Genomic DNA, 19,580 nt, shown 5'->3' with positions numbered 1-19,580 from the left:
CGTTCGATAGATCAGCTAAAGCATACGTAGTCCCGAGAGAACTTTGCAAGAAAAGCCCTATGATTATAACTACTATTTTTCTACTTAAATTGTTCATATCAAATTTAGTGTTTGAATAAATTTATTATTTCCAGCGCCCAACAGCAAACCAATAATACGGCCACGGCGAATACCCACCCCCGCCACTGTCAGCACTATATCTTATACACATTCTAATACTAGATGTCGTTTTTGATACAAGAATTGGTGCTATTACAACAGATTCAGATGTATTATAATAAACTCCTATACCTGATATAATATAATCGCTATTCAAAAAAGAACTATTCAAATAAATTGTTTTTATAGTTGCTGCTCCAGTTACGTATCCCCATTGAATCATTAGCCCATCTGGTAGCTTATAATATCCGTTCTGGGATAGGCTTTTTGTTGACACATTGGAAAAATCTTTTAATGCGGCGTTCGTCCCGAGAGAACTTTGCGCAAAAATGACTACAATAATGGCTACCAATTTTCTACTAAAGTATATCATTTTTATTTCGGTATTAAATTATTTTACTTCCAACGGCCAATTGCAAACCAGTTTATCCCTTCTGTTGCATAAACATAGTATTCAGATCCATATGTAGCAACTGGAACCAAAACAAAATAAGTTGTATATTGCGTCTTAATCTTACATGACACAACTGAAATACTATCTACTGTACTATCATAAACCCCAACTATTGCTATATATTTGTTATCATAAAAAGATGTGGGTAAATAGATACTCCTATTTCTGTATGAAGAAGCTAAATTCCCCCATTGAATCATCAAGCCATCAGGCAGTTTATAATATCCATTCTGTCCGAGGTTCCTTGTAACAACATTGGAAAAATCTTTCAATGCTGCGTTGGTCCCGAGAGAACTTTGCAAGAAAATAATCACTAAAATAATTCTTAATTTTCTACTAAAACAATTCATAAGCAAATTGATGTTATAATATTTCTACTTCCATCTTCCTATTGCGATCCATCCGAATATCTCCCCAGCTTCAATTGTTGGACCTACCGAATAGACTTTGAAATAAGATATATTTTTCCCATTTATCATTTTTACTATAGAATTCATAACAGAAGAAATAGCAGTAGTTACTACAACATACGAGGTATTATAAAAACTAGTAGGAAAGTAAACTATTTGATTTACCCCATTTCCTCCAGTTCCCCACTGAATCAATAACCCATCCGGTAGCTTATAATATCCATTTTGTCCAAGGTCCTTTGTTGACACATTGGAAAAATCTTTCAACGCTGCATTTGTCCCGAGAGAACTTATGTAAAAAATGACCCGCAATAGATAAAATGAATACTATCTTTTTGAATAGATGAATCACTCTGTTCATTACACTTATGTATTTATATTTTATAATATAAATTCAAATCTGGTAATATGATAACTTTGCATAATGGTGATAAGGAAATAGAAATTGAAGTAAAGGATGAAAGCTACTCTTATGAAGCTATCATGGGAGAATATACACTCACTTTGTATTTTTCTCATCCGGGATATATTGAAATTCCGGTTGGCTCCTGGTGTGACTTCTACGGGAAGCGTTATTCTTTGAAGAGGGATAGCAATTTCAAGAAGAACGGTGAACGTAACTTCGAATATACTCTGATTCTGGAAACTGGGGAGGCTGATGCTATGCTGTGGAAAGTACGTCATACCGTTGACAGAAGTATTAAATTCTCATATACAGCCAAGCCACATGAACACCTACGTCTACTCGTTGAAAACCTGAACCGTCGGAGTACCGGTTGGAAAGTCGGTGATTGCATTGAAGGAACGGAAAAAGTAATCAACTACAATCACACCTATATTCTTGATGCTTTCAATCAACTTGCAGAACTATATGAAACAGAATGGCAGATCATTGAAGAAACGGTTGAAGGAAACCAAATTAAGACTATCCATCTGCGTAAAGTTGAGTATAACAAGGAGAACCCTTTGAAACTGTCGTATGGTAAAGGCCACGGTTTTAAGGTCGGTGTTGGTCGCGAATCCGGGGAGATACCACCCGAAATAATTTTGGTAGAAACTACAGATCGCAATATTGATTATTCTACATACGGATCTAAGTACCTGTTACTTCCAAAGAATAAGACTATCCGATTTGATGGAATCAAATTTGAGAATGAAGAGGGCTTCGATTCTACTAAGGCACGTATCTATAAGACCGATGCGGATGGAACTTGTGTCATGCGTGCCGATAAAGAACTTACAACAGCAAAGGAAGATAGTCTGGACTGTACAGCTATTTATCCTTCCCGTGTCGGTACTGTCAGTGCTGTTATTGAAGTGAACAAGAAGAATAACTTCTTTGACTTTGTAGATAAAGACATCCCGGAAGAGTTGAATTTCGAAGATTGTCTCATAGCTGGAGAAAGTATGACTGTCATTTTCCAAACCGGCATGCTTACAGGCAAGGAGTTCGAAGTAAAGTATATCCATGAAGCGAAAGACAAGAAAGAGGCACGTCGATTTGAAATTGTTCCGCAAGAAATTGATGGGATAACAATGCCGGAACCGGAAGTCTGGCGCCCGAAGGTTGGTGATACATACGCAGTGTTCGGAATGCAATTGCCGAAGGCTTATATCTGTAATGACAGCACACAAACAGGTGCGAGCTGGGAAGCTTTCAAGGAAGCAGCAAAATACCTGTATGAACATGAAGATAAAGCATTCATATTTACCGGGACATTGGACGGCATTTGGGCTAAAAAACGCTGGTTGGAGATAGGCGGTAAAATAGTACTCGGAGGGTATGTTGATTTCTATGATACGCAATTTCATCCGGAAGGTTCTCTTATTCGCATGATCGGAATCAAGCGCTATATTAATAATCCATATTCTCCGGAAATAGAGTTGTCAAACGAACCAGTCAGTACATCTGTTTCAAGTGATCTGAATAAGATTGAGACGAACAAAGTAGAGGTAGATATCAAGCATAAGGACGCCCTGCAGTTTACTAAGCGTCGGTTCCGGGATGCAAAGGAAACGATGTCCATGCTTGAAGATGCACTGCTGAACTTCTCCGGCTCTGTCAATCCAATAACCGTTTCAACCATGCAACTGCTTGTAGGTGATGAAAGCCTGCAATTCCGTTTTGTCAATTCAAAAACGAATCCAGTTCAGGTATCTCACAATATTACTTATAATGCCAGCACAAGAATACTGAACGCTCCGGCAGGAATCCTTCAGCATTTAACACTCGGCATTAGTTCTCTTTCTTCTTCACATAAGGCAGACGAATATAAGTACTGGGATATGGCTGAATACAATTCTCCGGCACTCATTGACCCGGAAAAGAAATATTATCTATATGCTAAAGTTGGCAAGGAGAATCAAGCCGGAACATTCCTCTTGAGTGAAACAGCTATTAAAATGGAACAGATAGCTGGATATTATCATTTACTCACTGGAGTGCTTAACAGCGAGTATGAAGGTAGTAGAAGCTTTGTTCAGTTATACGGATTTACTGAAATTCTGCCGGGCCGCGTAACAACAGAAAGAATCCTTTCGCCGGATGGTGATACATATTTCGATCTGGTAAAAAGTGAGATAGGCGGTAACATTCAAATAAAAGCAGGTTCTTCCGGATTGGAAAATCTGTCTGAATGGGAAGCTGCTCATCAGGAAATAAAGGATGCAGCTAAAGCGGCCAAAGATGCTGCCGATTCAGTGGAAGGACTTCATAACTATGTAGATGGAGCCTTCGCTGACGGTCTTATAGACGAAACAGAGGCAAAAGCTATTGAAAAGTATATCAATACGATCAACAACACTAAACAAGCTATCGAAGCAACTTATAATAAACTCTACACGAATGTTTATTTATCCGGCTCTGCAAAGGTTGGTTTGCTCAATGCTAAGGTTACATTGATGGGAAGTATTGAAAACTTGATTAATGCTATCAATGCTGCAATTTCTGATGGATTCACGACAACAGAAGAAAAGAAAGACGTGGATAGTAAATTCACTCTTTTTAATTCTGCCTATGCTGATTTTAATACTGCTGTTGAAGAAGCAAATAAGGCAATACAGGATAAACTAAAGGAATATTCCGACGAGGCACTGAAACAAGCGATACAAGCTTTAGAGGATGCAGCGAACGCTGCTAAGGCTGCGCAGGACGCTGCCGATTCAGTCGATGGCTTACATGATTATGTGGATGGCGCATTTGCGGACGGTATCATTGACGGGGCGGAAGCGAAAGCCATTGAAAAATATCTGAATACAGTCAAAAATACAAAATCTGCCGTTGAAGCTACATATAATAAACTATATGTGAATACCTATCTGGAAGGTTCTACAAAAACAGCCTTACTTAATGCCAAGGTATCCTTATCTGGTGCTATTGATAATCTTATGGCTGCAATCAATACAGCTATTGCAGATGGACAAACGACTATTGAGGAAAAAAAGAATGTAGATGATAAGTTCGCTTTATTCAACTCTGCTTTAGCTAGTTTTAATACAGCTGTTGAAGAAGCAAACAAAGCTATTCACGACAAACTGAAAAGCTATTCCGATGAGTGTACAGCCGATTTGAAAGTACTCAATACTCAAATCTCCGCACAAGTAACTCGAGTTGACAGCCTGACGCAGCGGATAGATACTGCAGGTTGGATTACTACAGCTGACGGTAATAAGATATATGCTTCTAAAGAACTGGAAAACGGCAATACGCTTATATCTTATATTAACCAGGCAGCAGGTGAAACGACGATTCATTCATCTAAAATTAACCTTGAAGGTGCTGTTACAATCACCGCACTTCATAGTGATCTGCAGACAATGATTAATTCTAAGATTGATCGTGATGGATTGGGTAAGTTGGCATTTGAGGATGCGGTTGAATATGTAAAACTTGGTACTACAATTGTTGTAGGCGGGTATTTGAATACTGATTTGATAAAGGTTCGCAGGATAGATGCTGACTCCGGGTTCATAGGTGGTTTTACTATCGAAAATGGACGTCTCGTTTGGACGCGTTCAGGGTATTTTGGCGGAACATCTCGTAGTTTGAAATTAGGTTCTGGAACGGCAAAAGAAGGCGTTGTTAACGTTACTTTCAATGCAGAAACAGACGGACGTTTTGGGATCGCATCTATTGGTTCCAATTTTGGTGGAGCTTGTATTTATGCTTCCAGGAATCTAAATGCATCAGACAGAAGCTACCCACTGGCTAGTACAACATACGCCGGCTTTTTTGATGGAGGAGTTTATGTGAAAGGTTCTTTATCGAGTGAATTATGCCTTGCCGATAATTTTGGTTGTATTACAAGCCGGAATTCAGATGGAAGTATAAACTATTACCAAGGAATTGATTTTGATTTTGGTAGTAATATGAAGTTCAGAAAAGGACTATTAGTATCAATCGCTTAATATTAATGATTATGAAATTAAATTTAAACAAACCTTTAATAGATTTTAGAGGTAAGGAAGCCATTAAAATAGTCAATGGCAAGGAACAGAAGCAGTTTCTTCGTGATATGGTTTCGGAAGCGCTTTATGCTGCCGGTATGAATCCTCAATCAGGTATGGATATGGCAAAAAAACTACGTGCCTACAATATGCTCCAACAAATCATAAATAACCGAGGAATACTTGAGATTACAACAGAAGACGCTACTCTCTTAAAGGAGATTTGTGCAGATGTCTTTACGGCAGGTGCTTTCGGGCAAATTAATGAACTAATTGAAGGAGGAGGTAAAGAATGAACATTACATCAACTAACAGTACTGCCACAACTAAGGTTACGGACGCTATCAGGATTAAGTACAGAATGTCAACCCGTGGTACCGAGGCTATCAAAGATATTACTGCCGAGATTATTAAGGATGAAGCCACAGTAGGTTTCTTCAATACTTCGCGAAATGGAGTAACCGGCTTTTCTCTACATGAGGATCACGGGCTGACTCCCGAGGAAGTGAAACAAGTATTTCAGACAGCTATTGATGATTGTAGCGAGGTATTAAAATAAAGTATTAATATTTTAGATAAAAATGATATGGATTATTTCAAAAACTTACTTATTGGATTGGTTACCGGCATAGCTGCTTATCTCAATCCTATTTCTGGGGAGATCAAAAGTCTTATTGCTGTATTTGCCCTCAATTTCATTTGCGGGCTACTTACTGCACTCCTTATCAATCATGAGAGTTTTTCTTTTAAAAAGGCTTGGAGGTGTATCGTAGAAGCAACTATTTTCTTTGCCTTGGTTAGCTGCATCTACTTTATTGGTGAACACAAAGGAAATCCGGAAGGTGCGCTACAATGTGTTTCATTTATTACGTATAGCGTTTTCTATTTCTACGGGGTGAACATTCTAAGGAATATCAAAGAAATTCTACCCAACTCTAGCAATGGCCATAAGGTAGTAGCTTTCTTGCACTATGTATTAAGTGTTGAGTTTATAAAGAACATCCCCTATTTAACGAACTACTTACAAAAAGGAGACGCAAAATGAAAACTATTGATGCTATTATCATTCATTGTTCGGCCACACGTGCCGGACAGGATTTATGTGCAAAGGACATTGACCGGATGCACAAGCAAAGAGGCTTTAGTCAGATCGGTTATAACTTCGTCATAGACCTTGATGGAATGGTAGAGAATGGCCGCCCACTATCCATTGACGGGGCACACTGCAATACGAAGGGATTCTCTGATTTATCCTATAATAAGCATAGCGTTGGCATCTGCTACATCGGTGGGCTAGACACATCTGGAAAACCTGCAGATACACGTACTCCAGCTCAAAGGACAGCACTATGCGAATTGGTCGCGAAGCTCTGTAAGGAATACCCTATAATTGAAGTACTCGGACACCGTGATACTTCTCCGGATCTGGACGGCAGCGGAGAGGTAGAGCCAAAAGAATATATTAAGGCGTGCCCCTGCTTCGATGTTAAGAGTGAATTTTCTAATTTTCTTCGTAATACAGTGATCCGGCCATGAAAATACTAATTTATATAACCATATTCCTGATGTCGGGAATATGGTTCACTTCCTGCAAAACTTCTCGTAACATAGAGACGCAAAAGCAGATTGACTATTCAGGGGATTTCTTGTATTTGCGAAACTTAATTGAATCACTACGGCTGGATGTGAATAAGCAAACGAAAATTACTACTGACAAGTTGAGTGATCTGAAAATTGAGAATAAAACAGTTTACTTGTCGCTTCCGGATTCAACCGGAAAACAATACCCGGTCAAAGAAAGTACTACCACCGCTTCCAAACAGGAGCAAGAACGGACCGAAATTTATGAAACATTATCTATTACTTTACAGCAATTTTCTAATCGATTGGATACGATAAATAACAAAATGAATGCCTTAATGAATCAGAAAGAAAAAGTCATCGAATTATCTTGGTGGGATTTGCATAAAGATAAAGTCTATATAGGTATCATTATCTTAATCGGCATTGGCTGGCTTATATATAAAAAGAGAAGGAAGTAGTAGGTAAACATTGTTTCCTTGTATATTGTTATAATATAAATATATTATAAAACATACCCTCTTATTATGGCTAGATCATTTTTTTTACATTTCTTTGCAAAAATAAAAATACCGATGAAAAAGGAAACAATGCAAATTAAGTTTGAAGGTCAAGAACATCAGATTGATTCTAATACACTGATCAACGCGCTTATTCATTATAATACAATTATTGCAGAAGCTAATAAGGAACTTGGTGGAGGAGCAAGAAGTGTATCAGTCAAAGTTAATGCGATAGAGAAGGGATCTTTTGTTATTGATATAGCATTATTGGAGAACGTTATAGCATCCATCTTTTCTTCTGGAAGCGTTGGCTATTTATCGGATTTGGTATCTGTTGCTGGAGGTGTTTTCTCGGCATATAGCTATTTTAAAGGTAAGCCTATAAAAAGTGAAGAAGAGAAAGATACAGCTAAATTAGAAATCAAAATAGAGGGGAATAATAATACAATTGGAGATACAATAATCAATGTGTATAATCAACCTATTGTAAGAGAGGCTATCAGTAAATCCATTGAAACGGCAGATGAAGATGCTAATGTAGAGGGGATGACTATTTCTGTCGATAAGATGAAACCTATTCATTTTGAAAGAAAAGACTTCAAAGAACTTATTTATTCGGATTTCGATACAGAAAAGGAAATTCCAAATGAGGATGAAGAAGTTGTTGATGCTATATTGGTAATAACTAAATTGTCTTTCGAAAAGGGAGCTACATGGCAGTTTCTGTATAATGGATTTAAAATATCTATAATAGTAAAAGATGATGCCCTCATGAAGCATATAGATAGTGGCGCAAGATTCGCAAAAGGGGACTCAATAAAGGTAAAAATGAAAATTATAAAAAAATACAATCCTGAATATAAAGCTTATGAAAATAAGGGATATAAAATCTTGGAATTTATAGAGCATATAACAGCTCCTGTACAAAATAGATTGTTTTGAACAAATTATTATTGTAAGTCGCTTGTCGTCATAATCCATTGCCCCGTCTCTCTGATTCGTTTTTTATTTTACCCTACTTGCATTGTATATTTGAACTTTTCATATCTTTGCAAAAAAAGATCCATAATGAAAGTCAAACATGAATATGCAAGAATGCCGGCCAATGAGGTTTGGAATGTAGTAGTAGCTTATATTAATAAGAACAAGCAGTTTTTATCCTCTACTGGTATTAAATATAACGCCAAGGTCATAATTGATTCTATAGAATACAAAGGTGGAAGGGAAGGAAGTGTTAGAGCCACTGAAGGAGAGACTATCAATAAGAATCAATTTATTTCCGCATTTAGGCAAGTCCGTGATATGGAATGTATCAATACCCAAAATGTCAAACCGTATATTGACAGAAAGCAAACTCCATTTATTGGCTTACTAAAGTCTACTAGAATTATTGAGTAAAATAGAATTATGGCACATTTTAGAAATATAAATGATGTAAAGATTCTTTCCGATATTAATCTTTATAGTATGTTAGAGAAAAAACTGGAATGGGATAAAGCAGGTGAAAAGGCAAAAATGACTGTAAATGGTTGTTCTATTTTTGTGTTTGTTTCTATTGAAGATAAGTTGGAATCTTATTTGGGATGTGATATAACTTTCAATATTTCAAGAAGTTATGAAAACATACAGATAGCTACAGAATTTGCAAAACGAATACGAGGTGTTCATTTATCGAAGATAAGAAATTATCAATAATATTGTTCTTAGTTGAGCTTTTTTGCGACATCGTTGACTGATAAATGTTGATTAAAGGATTTTTAACACTAACCTATGAAAAGGTTCTGATACTGCATTATTTACTCCAATAGGAATGAGCCTCGACTAAGTGTAGTCGGGGCTTTTTAATTATTATTTGTCGTATATAAAATAATCATATATATTTGTCCAAATAAAATTGATATACTATGGAATACTTAGATGAATTTAAGGAATTTGTAAATTACTGTAATCAAAATGGCAAATATGTTGGTTGGGGAAACCCTAACTCTAAAATACTAATAGTGGGTAAAGAGTCTGCAATGGAAGAACCTGATGAGTCTTATAACAGCAATGCATCTATGTGGGATAATCATGTTAGTAATGATACAATTATGGAGTTATGTCATAAAGTAGAACAAGATGTTAACGTAGCAAAGGGGTGGGGTGTAAATACTTGGAGCAAGTACCAGAGATTAAAAGATTATATCTATGGCAGCGAAGGGTTTCACAATCGGTATGTTGATTTCCCAACTCAAATATTTACTACCGAGATAAATGATACCCCTAGTCTCCGAACTGCTCAAGCCGATAAAAGTGGAATTTCCTCACGGAAAGAATTATTCCAGGTATCCTCCTTTATTCAAAGTTTTCCTGTGATTATATTAGCATGTTCTAATTATATTCAGAATAATGACAATATTCGCGAGATAGATAAGATTTTTGGTGTCACTTATGATGGTGATGATGTCGGTAGATTTTTGTTTAATAAAGGGAATTGGTTTTATACTCATCATGATGCCAGTGGTAGAAAACTTGTAATCCACACTCGTCAGCTAAGTGCGGATGTAAAGGATGATATGTTAAAGGAGATGGCAAAAATAATAAAAAAACATTTGGAAAGGTATGTTTGATTTATTAAATCGCTATAATAAACAGGGATGTTTAAAATTTACAATTAATGACAATTTGAATAGAGAATGTGAGAAGGCTCAAATTCCTGATGATTGTTGTGGAGTGTATATTGTATATGGCTATTTTAAAGGGACGAAGGTTCCAGTTTATATCGGAAGTTCAGGGCATATAGAAAATGGAAAGACAGTGCATCGCAAAGGAGGACTAAAAAGACGAATAATTGGGAAGCAGCAAAAGACTCCTAGATGGAAACTGTGGCCTGAAAAAATGCGTGCGCTATCTATCTGCGAATTGGAAATATGTTGGTATAATACAGAAAATGACAATCCGTTACTAGTAGAATACTGTTTAATATTGGAGTCTGTTATACAAAATAAAAGATTACCTCTTTGGAATAGCGAATTAAAATTGAGTAGGGAATTGAAAGGTGAGTTTGAAGATTTTGTAAACAAGAAGAATATTGAATGTTTAAAAATATAATATGGAAAATAAATGCGATCATAACTTCGTTCTAGAATTATGATATTTTTGTTATTAACTTAAATAAGTCTCCAGTATGAATAGAATTATAATTATTGGTAATGGTTTTGATTTAGCTCACAATTTAAAGACCGGATATAAGGATTTTATTAATGACTATTGGGCAGTTGTTGAAGAACAGGTATATGGTAGATACTGGCAGTGGTTAGACCAGCATTATGGAGGGTCCAAACACATCCCTGAAAATTACAAAGATAATTTTGTGTGTATTGAAAAAGAGTGTGGTAAAACTGAAACCAATAAAGTTTGTTTTTCATATAATGAAAATAGTCCTTTTGGAAAACTATGTACATTAATCAATGAGTATAATAGTGTCCCTAATACATCAGTGACAGTTCATTTAAAGTTCAAAAATCGTTTTTTTGAACGTATATCTCGTCAATGTTCCCTCATTAATTGGGTAGATATAGAAAATGAATATTATAATGCATTGAAAGAACTACTTCAAGAAAGAAATCCTCAAAAACAAAGTGAAAGCATTCGGACATTAAACAAAGAATTTGATGATGTTAAAAGACTATTAGAGGAGTACTTGACCAAAGTTACTAAAAATACAGAAATAAGTATACACCAGTCAATCCAAGAAGCTTTTTCGAGTTTTGTAGAATTTGATGAAATTGCGACTTGTAAACAAACGGCATTCGTTGATTCTATTTTTTCAGAGATGTTCTATTCAGGAGATGATATAGACTTCCGACATGATAAAGAAAATGACCCTCAATACAATTTATGTATGACAAAAGAGGAAGAACAAATGCTATTCATAAAAAAACATATCAATAAGAAATCTTTTAAAGAGAAGTATTTTATACCAAGCACATTAATTCTCAACTTTAATTATACAAACACCGCAGAAAAATTATATGCAAGTGATAACCCTAATGAAATAATCAATATCCATGGGGAATTAGATAATGAAAATAATCCCATTATCTTTGGATATGGCGATGAATTGGATGATGATTATAGAAAAATAGAAGGATTACAAAATAATGATTTTCTAGAAAATATTAAGTCTATAAAATATCATCAAACAAAGAACTATAGAGAATTATTGAAATTTATAGCATTAGGACCATATCAGGTATTTGTAATGGGACATTCTTGTGGAAATTCTGATAGAACTCTATTAAATACTTTATTTGAACATGATAATTGTTTATCAATTAAGGTATTTTATTATCAGTATAAGGGAAATTCTGATAACCTTGAGAGATGTTCTGATAACTATACTGATATTGTAAAGAACATATCTCGTAATTTTAATAATAAGCCTAATATGCGTGATATAGTTGTAAACCGAGAAAGTTGCTCTCCTTTGGTACCAGTAAAAAAAGAGGTAGCCAAATAAGCTACCTCTTTCAATTATAAATAGTTTTCTCCCAGTCATCCAACACTATTACATCCCACCGAGGAAGATCCGGATTAATATAGGTTACAGACCTACCATACACAGAGAAACTTTTTCCAATAAACTCGTCGATAGCTTCATCTTCCCCTTTTTGAAGACAGATATTCATAAAAACATGCATTTCATTCCAGTTTGTAGGCCCAATGAACAAAGATTCAATCAAGCGGCCTTTAACAGGTACACCGATAACTTGCTCTTTTATCCTATCAGCTAATGATACTGCTTCTTCAAATGTCATACTTGTATTTTTAGAGCAAAGATATAAAAAATAGCTGCCCTCTCCCCTATCACATAAAAGCTATTTCAATCTGTGGAATTTCAGTATTACAAATTTCAATTCTATTAAGAAAGATATTTTCGTAGTTCTTCAATTGCTTGTAATGCACTTCGGACTATAACGTATTTATTTCGGCAACTTTCAGCCTGTTTTTGAAACTCTTTTTGATATTCTGATTGTTTCCCCACCTTCGTTTTAAACTCTATACAGAGAGAAGCAAAACCCTTTTTGGGAATAAGTACGATCACATCAGAAACACCAGGCTTTACTCCTTGACGTTTCAGGTTAGCAGCTTCACGTATATGACGGCTTCCACCGTTCGGAACGGCAAATATAAGTTTGTCAGGTATATTAGGGAAATATAGAGGAATAAGTTTAAAGAACTCTGTTTGTATTCGAGCTTCCTCGTTATTATGTACTTCTTTAGAGCGCGTAGGATTACGCTGATCTGCATAACAATTATAACACATAAAGACGGTACCGGTTTTAATAACCGATACCGTTTCTTTTCCGCATAAAATGCACTTTTCTTTAGTCATTTTCGCAATAAGGTGTCTTAGATTCGATTCCATATTTTTGCAGTAACTGTTTACTAACATATATAACTTGTCTACAGGTTTTTTCAGAGAACATTCCGATATGTGTATATTCTTCTGGAAGTTCTAATACAGACGAGAGCCATGTATAAGCTTCTGTTCGCTTCATTAACTTGAATCGCCATATCTTATCGAAATATTCGTGTGCTTCATGTTTGAGCACTCGGAGCTGTTTGTTGGCTAATCTGCCTAAAGCCTGATCGGTTCCTTTATGTACACCAACATAAGCATTGCAGGTACGGCAGATATAAATCATACCGTAAGATTTGCCATATACAATGGAACTATCCATAAATTCTGTATCTTTTCCACAATACGGACAAATTTTGCCTTGTATAATAAGTTTCTGTCTATTGGTGAGTTCGTTCATTTCTAATTAAAAACAAAGCAGAAGAGGTGCTGCATAGCAAGATAGCCTTTAAACTACCTCCCCGAAGGTTTGGACTTCTTAAGCAATTTCCGTGACTTACTGTACACATTCTGCTTTGTTTCATTTCTAATTTCTCATTTAGAATATCGTTGATACTTTTTACACGTATTGGTTCCAAATGCACCTATAGGACAATCATCACAATAAAATGAAACAATTATCCTTTCTTTTTCATTACTACATGGATGATTACTAAGTATCATTACCTTATCATTAAGTAGCTGTATTTTTCCTTCCAGCTCTTCTACATTTCTAAGAGGAGTTAGTTTTTTGTATTCTTCTTCAGTCAATATGTACTGCATAGTTTATTTTTTCTTTTATTGTTATACATTAATCAATTTCTTTGATAAGCTCACTCACCAACCATTCAGGTGAAATGGCTCTTGCTTTACAGAAATTTTCAATATCTTCTCTTTTAATATCAGATACCTTATGTCCTCGAATAGTCAACTCTCTTTGGGGAACTTCTATTTTCCTACGAGTTGTATATCCATATTTATCTTTATAATCATTCATATCTAATCAGGCTTGAATTATAGTAGCCCGAAGGCTACTAGATTAAACATCTCCCCACAGTGTCTTTGCGAGTTCGTATTTCTTTTGTAATTCATTTACTTCTTTCTTTGCATAAGTAAGAGCATAAGAATGACTACGCGGGCACTTTCCCGATTTAACGGCTTCGTGATATTTTTGAGCAACTTCAAGTTTATGCTCGTAGAAATCAATACTCTCCGGCATGGATAAATTGATTGTATTTGCACGTTGTTCCCAATATTTAGCTATCCTTTCGTGCTCGGCTGCTTTTTCGTCAAACTGAACACTTTTACCCATATTGTTCCATGCATCATCTATCGCTTTTCTGTGTCGCTTCTCGCTATGATGTCCCACTTTGATAGGTTCACCTAGAGAAAGAAAATCCTTATCTTTATTGGACTTGTTGTAATATTCACTACTTTTCTGTACAGCAGATATAGCCCATTCATGACGACGTTCAGCCCTTTGTTTAGCCCACTCTTGCACATTAAAGCCATCAGCCCGTACGATTGAGTAATAATAGAATCCATCACGTTCGTAAATGAGGTTGAAAACAATACATTCATTTTCTTTTCCATACTTGGTTGTAACCTCGATTACTTCTCCTTTTTCATGTTTTTCACTACATTTTGCAAGAAAAACATTTGGTACATATTTACTATACGTATTCATAGTGCCTATAATTATTGATTAAAAACTTCTTTGTGTACTTGGTTAATTGTTCCATTGATTATTAATGATCCTTTGGTAACACGAATCTTGTTACCTTTCTCTTGAACTTGGTAGCCCGCTTTCTTTAACCGGTCTATTTTCTGTTGTGGCTCCATTTTAAAACCCCTCATCATCATAATCTGTATCAAATATTCGTGCAACCATATCAACGATATTTTCCTCAATGTCTTCCGTAGATCCGGTTACTGCATTAGCGATATTTTTCTTCTCTTGAATTATGCGATAAACTTTTTCATCAATAGTTCGCCGACCAAGAAAGTAGTAACAGGTAACAGAGTCCTTTTGCCCGATACGGTGTGCCCGGTCTTCGCACTGACAACAATCAGCGTATGTCCAAGGGAACTCAACAAAAGCGACATTGCTTGATGCAGTAAGCGTTAAGCCAACTCCAGCCGCTTTAATAGAGCAAATAATTATATCTGTCTTAGGATTATTCTGGAAGGCATCAACCGCTCTTTGCTTATCATCTTGGGAATCTCTTCCGGTAACTGATACAGCAGTGGGAAAGTAACGTTTCAGTTGGTCTACAACCTCATGAAGAGAACAAAAGAGGATTATTTTCTTTCCATTCTCCCGGAAGTCTTTCACAAATTCAATAACATCGCGTACTTTTCCACGTGCGGAGATCTGCCGAAGAATATTGATACGTACCATGACTTCACCACGCAAAGCCTTTTCAATCTTTTCATCATCGGCATCCTTATATTTCTGTAGATACATAATAAGATCACGTTCGGCATCTACGTACTCCTTACGATTAGTAATTTCACATGTGTTTACTTGACGTATTTTATCTGGAAGATCTGTAAGAACTAGTGACTTTTCACGTCGAAACATACAGTATTTCCATAGGTTGAAATTTAATTCTTTCAAATTTGACGCTTCTCTTTGACCTGAACAGTATCGGTTAACAAAAGGCTTATAACCTCCAAAATCTTCCATACGATTCAATATTGCTAGCTGTGGAATCAGGTCTTTTGGCCTGTTGACAACTGGGGTTCCCGTCAATTCGATAATCCATTCTTTGCCGGTGCATATCCCTTTACAGAATTTAGCCTGCTGGGTAGATGCAGATTTACAACGATGACTCTCATCAATGATAACTGATTTGAATAAGTTGATTGAGTTTCTAAATTCTACATCTCGTAGCGTCCAGCCTTCGGACTTCTTTATACGTTGTACAAAGTACTTTTTTAAAGACTCATAATTGACTATAAATACCTGATGCATTCCTGTTTGAAAGAAAAAAGTCCAAGTATCACGTACTTTATCAGTTAAGATCATTGCTTTTTTGTCCGTAAACTTCTCCCATTCACGCATCCAGTTTATTTTTAATGAAGAAGGACAAATAACAAGACAAGGAAAAGCACCAGCGATATTAATTGTTGCAATACTCTGCAATGTCTTACCGAGTCCCGGTTCATCACAGTTCATAAACCGTTTTAATTCTAATCCTCGAGCAATGCCTTTAAGTTGATAAGGATAAGGTTGAATTTTAAGATTATGAGGAATGACCAGCTCCGGAAGTTCCGGAATATCGTAAACAGCTTCTTCTTCCCTTTTTTCATTGCCACTAAGCCAGTTTATATTCTCAAATTGCTGTATTTGATAAATCATCCTTTCAAGATCAACTCTACTCCTAGTCGGAATAATCCAAACTTTTCGGGTACCGTCAAAACGTCTTCCAGGAATCTGCCTGATCCGATCTACGATAGAAGGTTTATACTTGAAAGATAATTCAAAATTATCTCCTTTTAATTCGATATTCATGATTTAGAGTATTTTGTAGGGGGAATTATCCCCCTATAGTGATTGGTGTTATGCAGTTGCATCTAAAGGAGCTGGAGCTTCTATTTGCTTCTTTCGCCCTCTTTTTTTAGGTTTATCTTCAATTATAACGGCTTCTTCCGGTTCGTCTGTATCAAAATCAAGACGTTCCTGTCTGACTCCCCATTTCTCTTCAAACAGATAACTCTCAACTTCTGCGTCACAAGCTGCCGCATCAATGCTCAATTCTTCATAGTAAGGATAGTCTGCATCAAGGAGAGGAACGAAGATTTTCAGATCAACAACTTTGCCGGACTGAAGTAATTTAGCCCCCATAATAGTAATTCCAGACACACCATCGACGCTATCGTTTGCATAGCCGGTTATGATGTAATTTTCAAGAATCTCTGAATAGCCAGGAGACGTAAAACTATCCTTATTAATATTGGCAGCTTCCGGCTGTTCGCATAATACGACAAGATGTAATTTGAGACGATTAAATGTCTCTCTTAAGTCACTATGAATGATCTGATCGCAGTTCTTGCTAATTACATTCGTGTAGTTTGCTTCCGAAAAACGTTCATTGTACACTACATTCAAGCGGTCCTTTTTAATAATCGCTTTCTTGATTTCATTTTTTGCTTGTTCCATAATCTTCTTTAGTTGATAAAGTGATAATACTAAACGTTGATACAACTCCCATTACGGCAGCCGTAGTTATTTCTCTAGTTGTAGCATCTTCTCTTTGAGAGAAAGATAATGCCGTAAACAGGCCGATAACGGATATTCCGATTGTGACTCTTCTTAGATTTTTCATGATAATTACTTTTTGTTGTTATACATTCCGGACATTTGCATTTCTGCCTTAGCTTTACTTATTACAGTTACACACCACGATAATTGATGTGTTGCCGTCCGATTGCAACGTTCGCACCAATCAACTAAGTATCTCTCTTCCCGACATAAAGAATTGACTAGAGCATTTATCGCTGTCGCTGTTGCTTTCGCACTTTTTGCCGTGTCTACAAGCGTCTGCATGACCTCGGATTTCATTGCCTCATTGAGCCAATATTTTGAATCTGCGAGCAATTTGCCGGAACGAGCAACATATACAGCTAAGTCATTACCGCGTTGTACAGCTTCTGCTACATCTTCGCTCATAGTTATATTAAGGAATGAATCTATATTGGTTAATTCGGCCAATATTTGTTCTTTTGATGTAATAAGTAAATTCATATTGTTTTATGGTAAAATATAATCAGACCATTAATTGCCACCACTTAAAAGCAAGGTCCTCGTATTTCTCTTTTCCTCTGATGTATGAAGGGTGTTTCCGGTCGGTAATAAAATGCTTGAAGATTCTACAATTCTTCTTGCTGATAGCATAAATAAAATCTTGTTTGCTACCGGCTATATCCATATACCATGCCCGGGACCGGTCCCAGTCAAAGAAATCTATCGCTTCATCAAATTGTGTTTGGGACTCTGCGAAGGTCGTTTTTAAATCACCTCCAAAGTTGAAAGAAGACAACCACCAATCCCATTTACACCGTGTATCGAGATGATAAACAAAGTTCCCATAAAAGAACTCTTGTTGTTTATTAACCATAAACTTTTGTGTATCGGACTGTGCTAAAACGACAGCTAGAAATTGATCCTTTTCTGCTTCTTTCCGGAGAGCCTTACGCATTTCAAGCCCTAGTTCAAATTCGTCTTTCGTATACACGTAATCGTCTACCATTAACTTGTCATATCTTACACGCTCGTTTTCTGTAATAAGAGCATCTACAAGAGTTCCAAACTTGAATGCTTTCTCTTTATCCCCGTATTGAGCACGGGGATAAAGATAGTTCTTAAGCTCTGTCAGATCTGAATTGCTGACCTCCGGACGAGAGTAATATGAATCAGGATTTGACATGGCTATTTGGCTTTTACATCTGCTTCATATCGGATGAATTTTGATTCGATATGCTTTTGATCTTTACCGTTCGCCTGCTTCTCGCAATAAGTAATCATCTTTTTAAAGATTTTCTCCAGTTCTTCAACAGGCAACGTTTGACCTTCGTTTATCCACCACATCTGGAATATTTCTAAATATCCCTGCTGATGAAGTACAACAATCTTTTCTTTCACCTTGGCGTTAGTCGGTGGAGGAGCAATAGAAGCGGCAGCTTCCATAAAAAGACTACCAATAGAGCTTTGTTGTGCCTTCAGTGCAGCCTCTTGTTTTGCTGCTTCTTCCTCCTTTTTCAACTCTTCCATTCTTTTGGCTGCAGCTTCTTTTTCACGTTGTTTACGCAATTCTTCCGCTTTGGCAGCTTCCTCTGCATTAGCGAGACGAAGTTGTTCCAGTTCTGCAAGTTCCTTGCGTTTAGAGGGAACACGGTCGGTAAGGTCTTGCTTAACGCTTACAATCTTTGCCTTATACTGTTGAGCGTATTGCTCATATTTGCCCTCTAGAACTTCTCGGCGAATCTCCTGTTTTGTTTCTTGACTAATATAGTAAGTTGCAGAATCCGCACTAAACTTATCAAAATGAGATTTGGGATAATCGGTCTGAAAAACTGTGATTCCTATAACTTCACGATCGAAGTTTTCATAAGTCAAGTTGGAAAATATTCCCTGCAATTCAGAAACTTTACTTGAAAGATATTGATTGAAATAAGAAAGAAGGCTATCCCCTATTATCTGTCGATAGTTCGCTTTCTCTGTTTCAATTCTAGCTCTCTGTTCCGCTTCTCTCTTTCTTTTCTGTTCTTCTTCGTATTTAAACTTGGCATACTCATTGCGCTTTATCACAAGCTTTCCGGGAATTGTTGAAGGATCCTTAGGATCAATTTGTTTTTCTTGGGAGGTGAAAAAGGAACGTATTCTATCAAATATCTGCGTAATAGGTTTACGACGTTCATCCATATTTTTGAGTGTTACGCTAACCTTTTTCAAGTAGTCGGCTGTAGCCTGATCTATTGTTTCATTCATACCTTCTCCTTCGATAGTGTCAAGGAGAGCTTGCCCAGCTTCATTACACTTTTTGACAGAATTTGTATTCTTCCCCATTATATCTGGAAAAGATGACAGAATATTTTTTGCTTCGTCTATTTTGATTAACTCTGTTGCCATATTATTTATT

At 36.4% G+C, this 19,580-nt stretch carries 26 protein-coding genes; 12 read left to right on the top strand and 14 right to left on the bottom strand.

Annotated elements, in window-relative coordinates; all coding sequences use genetic code 11:
• Positions 1–124: 124 nt before the first annotated feature.
• Together DXB58_RS14340 and DXB58_RS14335 are read right to left on the bottom strand one after the other, a co-directional pair.
• Positions 125–532, bottom strand: a complete 408-nt coding sequence (locus DXB58_RS14340) for a hypothetical protein (RefSeq protein ID WP_122137224.1) — start codon at positions 530–532, stop codon at positions 125–127.
• A gap of 23 nt (positions 533–555) precedes the next feature.
• Complete coding sequence (locus DXB58_RS14335) at positions 556–963, bottom strand: hypothetical protein (protein WP_147338731.1); 408 nt, start codon at positions 961–963, stop codon at positions 556–558.
• 468 nt (positions 964–1,431) lie between these two features.
• Here DXB58_RS14335 and DXB58_RS14325 point away from each other — a divergent pair, with 468 nt between their 5' ends.
• The 12 genes from DXB58_RS14325 to DXB58_RS14270 all read left to right on the top strand — a co-directional run bounded on the left by DXB58_RS14325 (position 1,432) and on the right by DXB58_RS14270 (position 12,054).
• The gene (locus tag DXB58_RS14325; protein ID WP_122137218.1) at positions 1,432–5,430 is read left to right on the top strand and encodes a hypothetical protein; all 3,999 of its coding nucleotides are present in this window, start codon (positions 1,432–1,434) and stop codon (positions 5,428–5,430) included.
• 11 nt (positions 5,431–5,441) lie between these two features.
• The gene (locus tag DXB58_RS14320) at positions 5,442–5,765 is read left to right on the top strand and encodes a hypothetical protein (protein ID WP_008998680.1); all 324 of its coding nucleotides are present in this window, start codon (positions 5,442–5,444) and stop codon (positions 5,763–5,765) included.
• Positions 5,762–6,028 (top strand): hypothetical protein, encoded by a 267-nt coding sequence (locus tag DXB58_RS14315; RefSeq protein WP_117980168.1) that lies wholly within the window; start codon positions 5,762–5,764, stop codon positions 6,026–6,028. The genes DXB58_RS14320 and DXB58_RS14315 overlap by 4 nt, the downstream gene beginning before the upstream one ends.
• A gap of 27 nt (positions 6,029–6,055) precedes the next feature.
• Positions 6,056–6,514, top strand: a complete 459-nt coding sequence (locus DXB58_RS14310; protein WP_049702776.1) for a phage holin family protein — start codon at positions 6,056–6,058, stop codon at positions 6,512–6,514.
• Positions 6,511–7,005 (top strand): N-acetylmuramoyl-L-alanine amidase, encoded by a 495-nt coding sequence (locus tag DXB58_RS14305; protein ID WP_117980169.1) that lies wholly within the window; start codon positions 6,511–6,513, stop codon positions 7,003–7,005. Before DXB58_RS14310 ends, DXB58_RS14305 begins: the two co-directional genes overlap by 4 nt.
• Positions 7,002–7,511, top strand: coding sequence for a histidine kinase (locus tag DXB58_RS14300; protein ID WP_117980170.1), 510 nt, complete (start codon positions 7,002–7,004; stop codon positions 7,509–7,511). Before DXB58_RS14305 ends, DXB58_RS14300 begins: the two co-directional genes overlap by 4 nt.
• Positions 7,512–7,625: 114 nt before the next feature.
• Positions 7,626–8,495, top strand: a complete 870-nt coding sequence (locus DXB58_RS14295) for a hypothetical protein (protein WP_122137216.1) — start codon at positions 7,626–7,628, stop codon at positions 8,493–8,495.
• 126 nt (positions 8,496–8,621) lie between these two features.
• Entirely contained in the window at positions 8,622–8,951 is a 330-nt protein-coding gene (locus DXB58_RS14290; protein ID WP_117980172.1) for a hypothetical protein, read from the top strand.
• 9 nt (positions 8,952–8,960) lie between these two features.
• On the top strand, positions 8,961–9,248 hold the full coding sequence (locus tag DXB58_RS14285; RefSeq protein WP_117980173.1) for a hypothetical protein: 288 nt from the start codon (positions 8,961–8,963) through the stop codon (positions 9,246–9,248).
• A 209-nt stretch (positions 9,249–9,457) separates the two neighbouring features.
• Positions 9,458–10,162 (top strand): hypothetical protein, encoded by a 705-nt coding sequence (locus DXB58_RS14280; RefSeq protein WP_117980174.1) that lies wholly within the window; start codon positions 9,458–9,460, stop codon positions 10,160–10,162.
• Positions 10,155–10,643: a hypothetical protein gene (locus tag DXB58_RS14275; protein ID WP_117980175.1), complete on the top strand. Its 489-nt coding sequence runs from the start codon at positions 10,155–10,157 to the stop codon at positions 10,641–10,643. Before DXB58_RS14280 ends, DXB58_RS14275 begins: the two co-directional genes overlap by 8 nt.
• A 76-nt stretch (positions 10,644–10,719) precedes the next feature.
• On the top strand, positions 10,720–12,054 hold the full coding sequence (locus DXB58_RS14270) for an AbiH family protein (RefSeq protein WP_117980176.1): 1,335 nt from the start codon (positions 10,720–10,722) through the stop codon (positions 12,052–12,054).
• Between the two features lie 10 nt (positions 12,055–12,064).
• On the opposite strand, the gene DXB58_RS14265 is transcribed toward DXB58_RS14270, so the two are convergent.
• From DXB58_RS14265 to DXB58_RS14210, 12 genes are all read right to left on the bottom strand, one after another.
• Positions 12,065–12,352, bottom strand: a complete 288-nt coding sequence (locus DXB58_RS14265) for a hypothetical protein (protein ID WP_117980177.1) — start codon at positions 12,350–12,352, stop codon at positions 12,065–12,067.
• A 104-nt stretch (positions 12,353–12,456) separates the two neighbouring features.
• Positions 12,457–12,861, bottom strand: a complete 405-nt coding sequence (locus DXB58_RS14260; RefSeq protein WP_117980194.1) for a VRR-NUC domain-containing protein — start codon at positions 12,859–12,861, stop codon at positions 12,457–12,459.
• Positions 12,862–12,922: 61 nt separating this feature from the next.
• The gene (locus DXB58_RS14255; RefSeq protein WP_115484612.1) at positions 12,923–13,357 is read right to left on the bottom strand and encodes a zinc-finger-containing protein; all 435 of its coding nucleotides are present in this window, start codon (positions 13,355–13,357) and stop codon (positions 12,923–12,925) included.
• A 134-nt stretch (positions 13,358–13,491) separates the two neighbouring features.
• The gene (locus tag DXB58_RS14250; RefSeq protein WP_117980178.1) at positions 13,492–13,719 is read right to left on the bottom strand and encodes a hypothetical protein; all 228 of its coding nucleotides are present in this window, start codon (positions 13,717–13,719) and stop codon (positions 13,492–13,494) included.
• Between the two features lie 28 nt (positions 13,720–13,747).
• Entirely contained in the window at positions 13,748–13,933 is a 186-nt protein-coding gene (locus tag DXB58_RS14245; RefSeq protein WP_117980179.1) for a hypothetical protein, read from the bottom strand.
• A gap of 42 nt (positions 13,934–13,975) precedes the next feature.
• A complete protein-coding gene (locus tag DXB58_RS14240; RefSeq protein WP_117980180.1) occupies positions 13,976–14,623 on the bottom strand; it encodes a DUF3560 domain-containing protein in 648 nt (215 codons plus the stop codon).
• Positions 14,624–14,779: 156 nt separating this feature from the next.
• Positions 14,780–16,453, bottom strand: coding sequence for a DEAD/DEAH box helicase (locus DXB58_RS14235; RefSeq protein WP_117980181.1), 1,674 nt, complete (start codon positions 16,451–16,453; stop codon positions 14,780–14,782).
• Between the two features lie 48 nt (positions 16,454–16,501).
• Positions 16,502–17,101 (bottom strand): hypothetical protein, encoded by a 600-nt coding sequence (locus tag DXB58_RS14230; protein ID WP_117980182.1) that lies wholly within the window; start codon positions 17,099–17,101, stop codon positions 16,502–16,504.
• On the bottom strand, positions 17,082–17,267 hold the full coding sequence (locus DXB58_RS14225; protein WP_005681099.1) for a hypothetical protein: 186 nt from the start codon (positions 17,265–17,267) through the stop codon (positions 17,082–17,084). Before DXB58_RS14225 ends, DXB58_RS14230 begins: the two co-directional genes overlap by 20 nt.
• Before the next feature lie 5 nt (positions 17,268–17,272).
• Complete coding sequence (locus DXB58_RS14220; RefSeq protein WP_117980183.1) at positions 17,273–17,686, bottom strand: hypothetical protein; 414 nt, start codon at positions 17,684–17,686, stop codon at positions 17,273–17,275.
• Between the two features lie 22 nt (positions 17,687–17,708).
• Positions 17,709–18,368, bottom strand: a complete 660-nt coding sequence (locus DXB58_RS14215; RefSeq protein ID WP_008998697.1) for a hypothetical protein — start codon at positions 18,366–18,368, stop codon at positions 17,709–17,711.
• A gap of 2 nt (positions 18,369–18,370) precedes the next feature.
• Positions 18,371–19,570, bottom strand: coding sequence for a hypothetical protein (locus tag DXB58_RS14210; RefSeq protein WP_008998698.1), 1,200 nt, complete (start codon positions 19,568–19,570; stop codon positions 18,371–18,373).
• Positions 19,571–19,580: the final 10 nt, after the last annotated feature.

It is taken from the genome of Bacteroides sp. OM05-10AA, from assembly GCF_003439055.1.
Taxonomy (GTDB): domain Bacteria; phylum Bacteroidota; class Bacteroidia; order Bacteroidales; family Bacteroidaceae; genus Bacteroides; species Bacteroides intestinigallinarum.
The sequence above is the reverse complement of the archived record's forward strand: the minus strand, read 5'-3'. Positions and strand labels throughout refer to the sequence as shown.

What these genes read in the sequence shown, in the direction of transcription:
- DXB58_RS14230 (WP_117980182.1), bottom strand. Translation starts at nt 17,101, where the DNA reads ATGGAACAAGCAAAAAATGAAATCAAGAAAGCGATTATTAAAAAGGAC.
- DXB58_RS14300 (WP_117980170.1), top strand. Translation starts at nt 7,002, where the DNA reads ATGAAAATACTAATTTATATAACCATATTCCTGATGTCGGGAATATGG.
- DXB58_RS14285 (WP_117980173.1), top strand. Translation starts at nt 8,961, where the DNA reads ATGGCACATTTTAGAAATATAAATGATGTAAAGATTCTTTCCGATATT.
- DXB58_RS14240 (WP_117980180.1), bottom strand. Translation starts at nt 14,623, where the DNA reads ATGAATACGTATAGTAAATATGTACCAAATGTTTTTCTTGCAAAATGT.
- DXB58_RS14250 (WP_117980178.1), bottom strand. Translation starts at nt 13,719, where the DNA reads ATGCAGTACATATTGACTGAAGAAGAATACAAAAAACTAACTCCTCTT.
- DXB58_RS14235 (WP_117980181.1), bottom strand. Translation starts at nt 16,453, where the DNA reads ATGAATATCGAATTAAAAGGAGATAATTTTGAATTATCTTTCAAGTAT.
- DXB58_RS14295 (WP_122137216.1), top strand. Translation starts at nt 7,626, where the DNA reads ATGAAAAAGGAAACAATGCAAATTAAGTTTGAAGGTCAAGAACATCAG.
- DXB58_RS14320 (WP_008998680.1), top strand. Translation starts at nt 5,442, where the DNA reads ATGAAATTAAATTTAAACAAACCTTTAATAGATTTTAGAGGTAAGGAA.
- DXB58_RS14290 (WP_117980172.1), top strand. Translation starts at nt 8,622, where the DNA reads ATGAAAGTCAAACATGAATATGCAAGAATGCCGGCCAATGAGGTTTGG.
- DXB58_RS14255 (WP_115484612.1), bottom strand. Translation starts at nt 13,357, where the DNA reads ATGAACGAACTCACCAATAGACAGAAACTTATTATACAAGGCAAAATT.
- DXB58_RS14275 (WP_117980175.1), top strand. Translation starts at nt 10,155, where the DNA reads ATGTTTGATTTATTAAATCGCTATAATAAACAGGGATGTTTAAAATTT.
- DXB58_RS14225 (WP_005681099.1), bottom strand. Translation starts at nt 17,267, where the DNA reads ATGAAAAATCTAAGAAGAGTCACAATCGGAATATCCGTTATCGGCCTG.
- DXB58_RS14260 (WP_117980194.1), bottom strand. Translation starts at nt 12,861, where the DNA reads ATGTGTTATAATTGTTATGCAGATCAGCGTAATCCTACGCGCTCTAAA.
- DXB58_RS14315 (WP_117980168.1), top strand. Translation starts at nt 5,762, where the DNA reads ATGAACATTACATCAACTAACAGTACTGCCACAACTAAGGTTACGGAC.
- DXB58_RS14265 (WP_117980177.1), bottom strand. Translation starts at nt 12,352, where the DNA reads ATGACATTTGAAGAAGCAGTATCATTAGCTGATAGGATAAAAGAGCAA.
- DXB58_RS14310 (WP_049702776.1), top strand. Translation starts at nt 6,056, where the DNA reads ATGGATTATTTCAAAAACTTACTTATTGGATTGGTTACCGGCATAGCT.
- DXB58_RS14245 (WP_117980179.1), bottom strand. Translation starts at nt 13,933, where the DNA reads ATGAATGATTATAAAGATAAATATGGATATACAACTCGTAGGAAAATA.
- DXB58_RS14305 (WP_117980169.1), top strand. Translation starts at nt 6,511, where the DNA reads ATGAAAACTATTGATGCTATTATCATTCATTGTTCGGCCACACGTGCC.
- DXB58_RS14270 (WP_117980176.1), top strand. Translation starts at nt 10,720, where the DNA reads ATGAATAGAATTATAATTATTGGTAATGGTTTTGATTTAGCTCACAAT.
- DXB58_RS14215 (WP_008998697.1), bottom strand. Translation starts at nt 18,368, where the DNA reads ATGTCAAATCCTGATTCATATTACTCTCGTCCGGAGGTCAGCAATTCA.
- DXB58_RS14335 (WP_147338731.1), bottom strand. Translation starts at nt 963, where the DNA reads ATGAATTGTTTTAGTAGAAAATTAAGAATTATTTTAGTGATTATTTTC.
- DXB58_RS14220 (WP_117980183.1), bottom strand. Translation starts at nt 17,686, where the DNA reads ATGAATTTACTTATTACATCAAAAGAACAAATATTGGCCGAATTAACC.
- DXB58_RS14210 (WP_008998698.1), bottom strand. Translation starts at nt 19,570, where the DNA reads ATGGCAACAGAGTTAATCAAAATAGACGAAGCAAAAAATATTCTGTCA.
- DXB58_RS14325 (WP_122137218.1), top strand. Translation starts at nt 1,432, where the DNA reads ATGATAACTTTGCATAATGGTGATAAGGAAATAGAAATTGAAGTAAAG.
- DXB58_RS14280 (WP_117980174.1), top strand. Translation starts at nt 9,458, where the DNA reads ATGGAATACTTAGATGAATTTAAGGAATTTGTAAATTACTGTAATCAA.
- DXB58_RS14340 (WP_122137224.1), bottom strand. Translation starts at nt 532, where the DNA reads ATGATATACTTTAGTAGAAAATTGGTAGCCATTATTGTAGTCATTTTT.